The 8,823-nt window shown below is 39.4% G+C and carries 10 protein-coding genes; all 10 read right to left on the bottom strand.

Annotated elements, in window-relative coordinates; all coding sequences use genetic code 11:
* Nucleotides 1-276 precede the first annotated feature (276 nt).
* Nucleotides 277-879: an alpha/beta fold hydrolase gene (locus ROSEINA2194_RS13995; RefSeq protein WP_007888541.1), complete on the bottom strand. Its 603-nt coding sequence runs from the start codon at nt 877-879 to the stop codon at nt 277-279.
* Between the two features lie 181 nt (nt 880-1,060).
* Nucleotides 1,061-1,324, bottom strand: a complete 264-nt coding sequence (locus ROSEINA2194_RS13990; protein WP_007888539.1) for a TM1266 family iron-only hydrogenase system putative regulator — start codon at nt 1,322-1,324, stop codon at nt 1,061-1,063.
* Between the two features lie 51 nt (nt 1,325-1,375).
* Entirely contained in the window at nt 1,376-1,873 is a 498-nt protein-coding gene (locus ROSEINA2194_RS13985) for a low molecular weight protein-tyrosine-phosphatase (protein ID WP_081453926.1), read from the bottom strand.
* A gap of 167 nt (nt 1,874-2,040) precedes the next feature.
* Entirely contained in the window at nt 2,041-2,199 is a 159-nt protein-coding gene (locus ROSEINA2194_RS21250; protein ID WP_007888534.1) for a hypothetical protein, read from the bottom strand.
* Between the two features lie 172 nt (nt 2,200-2,371).
* Nucleotides 2,372-3,871, bottom strand: a complete 1,500-nt coding sequence (locus ROSEINA2194_RS13980) for a DUF8370 family protein (RefSeq protein WP_007888531.1) — start codon at nt 3,869-3,871, stop codon at nt 2,372-2,374.
* A gap of 449 nt (nt 3,872-4,320) precedes the next feature.
* Complete coding sequence (locus tag ROSEINA2194_RS13975; RefSeq protein WP_007888527.1) at nt 4,321-5,073, bottom strand: hypothetical protein; 753 nt, start codon at nt 5,071-5,073, stop codon at nt 4,321-4,323.
* Nucleotides 5,074-6,024, bottom strand: coding sequence for a helix-turn-helix domain-containing protein (locus ROSEINA2194_RS13970; RefSeq protein ID WP_007888526.1), 951 nt, complete (start codon nt 6,022-6,024; stop codon nt 5,074-5,076). It lies immediately after the preceding gene.
* A gap of 429 nt (nt 6,025-6,453) precedes the next feature.
* Nucleotides 6,454-7,371 (bottom strand): serine hydrolase domain-containing protein, encoded by a 918-nt coding sequence (locus ROSEINA2194_RS13965; protein ID WP_007888525.1) that lies wholly within the window; start codon nt 7,369-7,371, stop codon nt 6,454-6,456.
* Between the two features lie 106 nt (nt 7,372-7,477).
* Complete coding sequence (locus tag ROSEINA2194_RS13960) at nt 7,478-8,506, bottom strand: glycoside hydrolase family 172 protein (protein ID WP_227970521.1); 1,029 nt, start codon at nt 8,504-8,506, stop codon at nt 7,478-7,480.
* Nucleotides 8,507-8,630: 124 nt separating this feature from the next.
* On the bottom strand, nt 8,631-8,729 hold the full coding sequence (locus tag ROSEINA2194_RS23625; RefSeq protein ID WP_227970585.1) for a hypothetical protein: 99 nt from the start codon (nt 8,727-8,729) through the stop codon (nt 8,631-8,633).
* Nucleotides 8,730-8,823 lie beyond the last annotated feature (94 nt).

The raw sequence follows: 8,823 nt of genomic DNA, 5'->3' as shown, positions 1-8,823 counted from the left end.
TCACCATATACTATTTAATGAATTTTTGCTTTTATATAATTCAAAAGTATTAATTTGTCAGTAATTCCCTATTCATACAACTATCGTAAATGCTTTAATAATTGATTTTGTACTTTATTTACAAACATATTTCCGATAAGCTAAAAGAAGCTGTGAAAAGGATTTCTTCATAAAAAATGGCATGCAAAAAATCAAGTTTTTCACACGCCATTGCTTCCTACTATATCCTATAAAAAATCATTACTAACATATCTTAAATTATTAATATACTTGTCCTTATTCAATAAACACCTCCACCGTCCTCGCCCACTGTTCCTCAGCAGGAATCGCAGCCGTTCCATCACCTTTCTGCGCTCCATAACTTCCAAACTGTGCATGGTTTCCGCCCTCAATGCAGACTTCCTTATAATCCTGCGGCATAAGTTCCCGGCCTGCCACAATTTTATCCATATTCAGCACGCCATCTTCGCTTCCATAAATTGTGACAACGGACATATCAGAAGTCGATAAATCTTTTGTCGGATACGCTGCCAATAAGAGTAGTCCACGGATTCCATCTGTATGGTCTTCCACATAGTCTGCCGCAAAATTAGCTGCCATCGCGCCTCCCAAAGAGTGTCCGCCAAGATACCACGCTTCATAATTGTATTCCTGCATGATCTCCTCCGCACGATTCATCCCGAAAAACGCCATATGAAATAGCATGTCGACCAGAAAACAGTCGATTCCACTTTCTGCAAGCTGATACATAAGCGGCGCATATGCCTCGGTCGCAACCTTTGCTCCCGGATAAAAAATCAGGGCTTTCTCCTCTCCCGCTCCGTCAAAAAACCAGCCTTTATCAAATTTTTTGATCGTGACTTCCGATGAACTGGTCATATATTTTTCCACATCGACGCTGTGATAATAATTGCCGAGATAAATTGCTGAACTGCCAAACAATATTATTAAAACGGCTAAAATGACTAAAATGATTTTTTTTCTTTCTTTGGTTTATACTGCATAGAAATTCCTTTTACTTTTCCTATTTGCCCCTTAAGGTATGCTGACACATCTGATTTTATTTCTCATTCTTTCCTTTGATATTTGAGTAAACGGTTTTGGCTCCAATCCCATCCAAACGTCCGATTTTTCCTGACAGAGCATTGATCACATCCTGCGGCGCATCAATTGCCACGCTGATAATGTTTACTTCACGCTCTCTGTATGGGATTCCCATTCGACCAATAATATACTTTCCATATTCATGCAAAAGATGATTCAACGCCTCGATTGATTCTGGATTCTCCACAATAATTCCAATTAATGCAATTCTTGTTTCCATGATACTCCTCTCTTCTCTAACACCGGTTACTTATACTTTCAACTGCAAAAATTACAATGTAAACTCGTGGTTTTCCTTTATATATGCCAGCAAACCTTCACAGCCATTTTTCACATCCCGATAGGTTGCCTCAAAATCTCCGGTATACCACGGATCAGCGACATCTCCTGCCTCCGACAGCCTGTGCGTGTGTTCATATCCCGCAAAGGACAGCATTTTGTAGATTTTTCCCTGACTGTCCTCGCCTCCGGCGATTTTTATCATGTTACGGATGTTCGCAGTATCCATGCCGATCAGATAATCATAGTATAAATAATCGTTTCTCGTCATCTGACGCGCCCTGTGCGGGATGAGTGGAACGTTCTCTTCCCTGAGTTTCCTTACCGTTCCGTAATGTGGTGTATTTCCGATTTCTTCGCGGCTTGTCGCCGCGGAATCAATTTCAAAATAATCTGCCAGGTTCGCTTCCGCCGCCAGATGGGCAAAGACACTCTGCGCCATTGTGCTGCGGCAGATGTTGCCGTGGCAGATGAATAGTACTTTTATCATAGTTTTATTTTTCCTTGTTTTGCCCTAGAATGCCCTGTTTTACAAGGGTTTCCGGGTTTCGTGTAGTTTACTCTGAAATTACAGATTGTGGCAAATCAGAGCAGAACCCTGCAAGTTGTTACTACCTGTTAGTAGTAAAATTGGTAGTAAAAGGGAAATTCTTACTACTAAGGGTTTTTCTGTTCATTCTGCATCAGCCCAAATACTTCATCCCATTCTTTCTCATCACGCCACTCATCATTTTCTAATATTACTGCTTTTCCGGCAGCATTATACTTGGTATTATCTGACGCCATTTTATAAGATTTTTCACTATATTGAGTCATTATGTGTTCCTCCTTTTTTCACTAGATTGCCTCATCTTTAGAAGACATTCGGAAACCTCGTAGTAATCATGATTTTGCTCTGAAATGTGGGAAGTTAGCAATTCAAGGCAAGATTTAGCAAGTTGTTATTATTACTTAGTAGTAAAAATATTTTTCTTACTTATAGAATATTTCAAGCAATTGACGCAGATTTCTTATTATCTTTTCTACAATCTATCAAAAAAATCGATTCATCAATAGCCAATTTATACCCTGAATCTTCAATGACTTTTTCTGCAAATCTTTTTTCTTCTTCTGTAAAATAAAAGATAACAACCAAACTTCCATCCGTACAATTAGCCGCCTCATATATTTTTATTTGCGTAAATACATGTCCTAAACTACTATTGCTAGCCAATTTAAACTCAATAATATTTTGATTATTCATTCCCTTTGATACAATAAAATCAGCCTGCCCTCTTCCATTATTAGGTTCTGCATCTACCTTATACGAAGTTCCATACCATACAAACCTAAATAATCTTTGAAGATCTTTTTCTTTTGCAATCTGTTTTCCATTGTAATATAAAGCTAAATATCCATCACATTCTTCTATAATGTGCTTAAAAAATTTCAATCTATTTTTTGCTTCTTCTCTTGCTTCGATATCTTCTTGAATAACATAACCTTCATCAATTACTTTTGCTATAAGTATCTTTGAGTTACTGTAGAATTTTTCCAATTCTTCTGTACATTCCTCATGTGCAAGTTTGCTTACTTGTTCTGGATTATTCTCTACATACTTTATATAATAGTCATATAATTCAGGATATTCTTTTGCCAATTCCTTAAATGCATCTTTCTCTATTTTTTTAACACTACGCTCGTTGACACTTCTCTTATTTCTTTTTTGATTATCTTCATATTCAAGAATTGCTTTGGCAATATAATTATTAACGTATGCTCTTAATGAATCATTATCTATCATGCTTCTTACATCATCATAACTGTCAAGAAAATCTTTTCGATTAATCGCTGGTTCATCCTCTCTCAAGATATCTTTAGGAGTTAATAATACATATTCCTTCTTACCTTTTTCACTAGTTATATATGGTAGTTCGTACTCTTTACTCACAAAGCTTTCTGTTTCATAATTAAAGTATGCTTTTTCAACATGAAACTTTTTTATGTACTTTTTATCAAGATATTTTCTTGCAAATTCTTCTGTGTAACTGCATAAAAAGCCCTTTATTAAGTTTACTGTCAAATCACTAATTTTATCCTTACCACTTCCTTCATACAAGAGCATAATCTTTTCAATATGATTCGATTTAGTAATATTATTTGTATTTGTTGCAAACCTTATGTTTTTATACAAAAATCTTGCATATTGTTTTCCCAATGCAGCTCCCTTATTTCCTGACATAGAATACCCTAACCAATTATTAGGAACCTCATTGAATTCAAACCACGCTTTCAACTCTTTATTTGATAAGCCGTCACATGCTTTTTGATATAAGAAATGAAAATACCTTATTATTTCTTCATGTAGCTTTTTATATTCCTCTTTTTCGCTATTGAATATCAACATTGGATCAATGAACAATGGAATGTCACAAACAAAAGATATATCAACAGCACCATAATGCTCCACTACAGAAGAATCAATTCCATAATATTCTGAAAAAAACACTTGAATCCCTCCTTAATTATATAACCGAGCAAACCCTAATTATATTATAATCTTATATAATCGTTTTTTCCACAAAAATAACGCCTTAGCTGTCCGGTCTGAAAAGATCATTGCTCATCAAATCTGTATTATGAGTTGTTGTAAATATCTGAACACCGGATATCTGGTTCCGGTAGAAGATCTGTAGAAAATTTCAACTTATTCCGTATTTTTTTACGGCATCAGCGATCAATATGCATAACTCACCTGGGCCTGTCTCATTCATGCTGCAAAACCTTAAACAGATTTTCCGTTTTTATTTTGGTTTTTCGCACGATATACTACCACATTCTGAATTTATCTACGGATTTTCCGTTTTTATTTTTAGTTTCACTATAATTATTCCATATGCAAAAGGATCTCACTTATCCGAAAATTAGCAGAACAGGTTGGATGTAAAACAGTTTTGCTTACAAATAAATCTCCTTCAGCAACTCCACACCCCTATCTCTATCAAAAGGCATTCCCATCTGCAAAAGTCTTACTTCCAATTCATCTAGTACACTGATTTGCTCGATATATCTATGTATACTCTCTGTCACCAGCCCTTCTGATTCAACTTTTGTTCCAGCTGTGACAATCTGCAGCAAGCGGAATACATCGTACTTATGCTTCTTTAAATCCTTTTCATTGACATGCTCACCGGCTCTCTTTCGTTCTAAAAGATTAATCCACGCATACATTTTGAATGGAATCAGATGCTCTGCTCCCAAAACACCAATACCATCAACCACTCTACGTCCGGACATCATAAATTTATAATAGTCATCGTTCAGAAGAATCGCTGATAAACTGGAAGTATCATCATCAATATGAATCGGTATAATTCCCTCTTCAATTTCAAGAAGATATCCCGGCTTTCTTGAAAACAACTCAATCATAGTAGGATAACCGAATTTGCCTTCTGTGAAGCGGTAAAAGTGCATATTCTGTTCATTCTTCCATCCGCACTTATAGCCGCCTTCTTTTATGTATTCCCAGAATATGCTCGCAAATTCTGGGAAGTTGTCCTCCATAATCAGAATCATATCAATATCTTTTGTCGCTCGAAACGACAAGTCTGCCTCTGAGAGTAGAATATCGCAGGCAGTTCCGCCGATAATAGTGTAATAATCCGTATAATTTTTAAATTTTTCTCTAAAAGAGTCTAGCCCTGGTACCATTTATAATTCCTCCAGCAGTTTCTCAACACTCATTTCTATTCTTTCGTCTTCGTTACCTTTGAATGTACATGCAAGCGAAACAGGATCAACACATCCTTCTCTTGCAAAATAAGAAGGATTGTATTTCCATAATTGTACCTTCAAGCAGTCGTCTATGTCTTCCAATCTGACATCCACAATTTCCAACTGGTCAACAACTTCCTCGCCCTTGTAGATTGCCCGTTCCTCAATTCTAGGCGGATTCAATTCTGACTCCTGACTAAGAGCGGTTTCTCCTGCGCTAAATGATTCAAAGGTTGCTTCACATCGCATAATTGTAATCTCTTTCTGGACCGGATTAATCAAATATGCTTTTGCATTTTCATAATACTCTTTGCGTGAGTAATTTCTCTTAATAGCAATCTCTGTTCTGGATTTCATCTGGCGGATGAGTCCCATTCCCTCTAATTGGGCTGTTGCTCTTGTAATGGACGTCTTGGTAAGATTCAACTTGTTCGCAACTTCACTTTTTAACACAGATTCCTCATCATCCATATATAACAATTCAAGAAACACCATCTGTGTTGCAGGCATCATCTTATCTGCCTTGACAAGCTGCTTGCGATACACATCCTGCAATATAATTCCCATAAATGGTAAAAATACATTTCCCGGCAGATCCACAAACGGAACTCCGCTTTTTACCAGAGCATTTCTCATGGATACGCTGTTTAACGCTACTTCATATGCTACCGGGCACTGCAATGCTTCCTCATACTTTGCTTTCTGCTTTTTCATTGCAGCAACACTTAGCTCCGTTTCCTTCACTACATCAATTATTGCAAAGTTAACACCATATATTTCAACCATCAAAATGTCACGCATAGTCATAAAAATCGGCAATTGTAATTTATTCTTGTATTCTGCTATTTTTACTTTGCAGCCGAAATACTGCTCTAATTGCTTTTGCATATGACGTCTCCTTGTAACATGTTTTTATATATGATAACATATTTCTTGTTACTTTTTAATCATTTATGTTATTTTATTGTGATCAGCTTGGTTTTTATGCATGTTTAGGTAAGGTATACGATTATTATTAAAAGTACAACCACATAATATGTATTGCAGTCAAATATCATAAACAAACCGACACTTAACCGACATTCAAACCGACATTTTTATGTAAGTGAAAAGAAGTCCCCGAAGGAACTTCTTTCACCACAAATCATATTCTTTTTTATCGAGGGAAGTCCAGTTGATAATCCTACTGTTTTACAAAATAGGAGTACAATAGGGGTACAAATCCCATCCACATTCCCTAAAAGCCTTGATTTTAAGCCTTTTCAGCCAAAAGTACGGTTTCTGGGCAAATTATAGCATATTGTTGCAAGTCTATTCTTACAATTCCATCAGAAAATGTTCATGCAGCGCACGTTTCACCTGATCGAAATTACCTCGCTCCGGACATTGGATGGAAACAACCAATCCCTTCTCTGGGAGAATCGTTGTAATCTGTCCGAATGCGCCATCAGCACGATAGGATCCTGGATATGGACTGATCCAGAACTGATAGCCATATCCTACATGCCAGAGATCTGCAGATGGCTCGAAGGTAAATTTCGGGGTGGACACCTCCTGCACCCAGTCCCTGCTGACAATCTGCTCGCCCTTCCAGTTACCCTCAGCCAGATAGAGCTGTCCCAGTTTCATCATCTCGGTACAAGTCAGATACATACCTCCGCCGCCATTCGGATGTCCCTGTGGATCATGCTCCCAGAGCGGCCATCCCATATCAAGGGGCTGGAATACCTTCTCATACAGATACTCTCCCATCCGCTTACCAACGGCCCGTTCTACCATATGAGCAGCCAGAATACTGTCGGCAGAGGAATAGCAGAATGCACTGCCTGGCTCCACAGGAACCGGCTGTGCCATCATATATTTCTCATAATCCGGTGCGCCGATGCCCGGACGTCTGTCCGCATTCATCAGAAGTGCCTTACCAAAGCCACTGGACATGCAGAGCAGATGTTTCAACTGAATCTTCTCCAGATTTGGATCCGGATTTGAAGGAAGTTTATCTTTAAACACTTCCGCCACATGATCTTCCAGGCTTAGTTTTCCCTCTTCCATTGCGAGTCCAACTGCTGTTACCGTAAAACTCTTGGTATGTGAATAAATATTTCTCGGTGCATTTGCTGCGTAGTGCATCTCACAGAGTACCTTGTTCTCATCTCCGACACTGATAGCTTCCAGCGGCAGATTGTGGCTGCTGGCATAACGATGAAATTCCAAAAACTTCTCTTCCAGCAACATAATACCTCTATCCTTTCCGGCAAATCTCTGATGTCAGTCCGATATAACCGATGCGACGTGTCGCAAGGTTAAAACCAATCTATCTGACATCTCCAATCTGGTTCTATTATCTCATACACATCTCTGCATCTGTCGGCAGTGGCATCAGCGGTGCGGACGGCAGGGTCTGATACCAATAAGCAACACTGGTGTAATCATCGTAACGCGGTCCGGTCCAGCCCATGTTGTCGAGTGTCATACGAAACTTATTCTCAAAACGGATCGGGTCTGCAATATGGAAATGATACAGCAGGAATCTCTGCTGTCCGTTATAGAATTCCCGGTTGTCTCCATAGATTGCATACATGCCGGTATATAAGCCGCTGAAGGTCTGATAGTTCTTGATGATGATGTCATTTCCAAATCCATAGGAACCGCCGAAGTAGTCTTCAGTTCCGGTATAGTGGATAGACGGATACGGATCATCGTCCAGATACATGCGGGCTTCGCCTTCTACCCAACAGCTATTGTTGCCATTCATACCAGTTGCCAGAGTCACACCGACAAATTGTCCCCTGCCTTCGATTCCGTCAACGATTGTGTAGGTACGACCCTTCTGAACCGGGTGCTCTTGGCGATAGGTGGCATGGAAATAACCAGCCTCCGCCGGAATCTCCTGATAAGCTCCGGTGATAATATAAAAGAGCTCTTCATCCTTGTCACCACGGTTTTCCATCGTGATCCGAGCCCTCTTATGGAACGGCATCTCAAAATAGCTGTTATAGCCGCGACCAGGAGCTACCAGCATCATGGCAGAATTCAACACCGGATATTTGCCATCCCGGTCCACGAAATTTTCATCATAGGCACATCCGAAGAATGCAGAGAGCGGAGCTTCCACAGACGGATATTCCTGATCATCCCAATACATACGGATGATAAAATGGTGCCCGACATATCCGGTAAACCACATATGCTGGATCACACCCGGTCCTGCAGCATCTACCAGAGTTACGGTTTCCCCTGCAGGAATTGTCACGGTCGGACGAAGCTTGGTGCAGTCACCGCCCTGGGAACCACCTGCGCGTACACCGGTTGGATTCTCTGCGGAAAATGCAAACGTTTTGGAGTTCTGGATCATACAATAGTTGTTCATATTCTTCTCCTCTCTGATCAAACCTGGATCATCTGAAATTATTGCTTACTACGCTATCGCGTTTCTCTATTCACTATAAATTCACTATAACATTTATCTCTCATGAAGTGACGGAATTACAGAATTATTCCGTCTGCACCTTCTCATTTTCTTCCCGGATAATCTCCTTTAATTCTTCTCGCATCACATCCAGTGGAGCCTTCTGTCCGGTCCATAATTCGATCTGAGCAGCCCTCTGGAATTGGACATACCAAGACCATTCAGGATTTCGCAGCCCTTCTTCTCAGCATTTTTCAGGAATGCGGTCTTGAACGGGT

The organism is Roseburia inulinivorans DSM 16841 (assembly GCF_000174195.1).
Lineage (GTDB): Bacteria > Bacillota > Clostridia > Lachnospirales > Lachnospiraceae > Roseburia > Roseburia inulinivorans.
Note: the sequence above shows the minus strand (reverse complement) of the source record. Positions and strands in the feature narration are given on the sequence as shown.

Coding starts and splice junctions, on each gene's coding strand:
- ROSEINA2194_RS13990 (WP_007888539.1), bottom strand. CDS start 1,324: ATGGAAACAAGAATTGCATTAATTGGAATTATTGTGGAGAATCCAGAA.
- ROSEINA2194_RS21250 (WP_007888534.1), bottom strand. CDS start 2,199: ATGACTCAATATAGTGAAAAATCTTATAAAATGGCGTCAGATAATACC.
- ROSEINA2194_RS13975 (WP_007888527.1), bottom strand. CDS start 5,073: ATGGTACCAGGGCTAGACTCTTTTAGAGAAAAATTTAAAAATTATACG.
- ROSEINA2194_RS13970 (WP_007888526.1), bottom strand. CDS start 6,024: ATGCAAAAGCAATTAGAGCAGTATTTCGGCTGCAAAGTAAAAATAGCA.
- ROSEINA2194_RS13965 (WP_007888525.1), bottom strand. CDS start 7,371: ATGTTGCTGGAAGAGAAGTTTTTGGAATTTCATCGTTATGCCAGCAGC.
- ROSEINA2194_RS13995 (WP_007888541.1), bottom strand. CDS start 879: ATGACCAGTTCATCGGAAGTCACGATCAAAAAATTTGATAAAGGCTGG.
- ROSEINA2194_RS13960 (WP_227970521.1), bottom strand. CDS start 8,506: ATGAACAACTATTGTATGATCCAGAACTCCAAAACGTTTGCATTTTCC.
- ROSEINA2194_RS13985 (WP_081453926.1), bottom strand. CDS start 1,873: ATGATAAAAGTACTATTCATCTGCCACGGCAACATCTGCCGCAGCACA.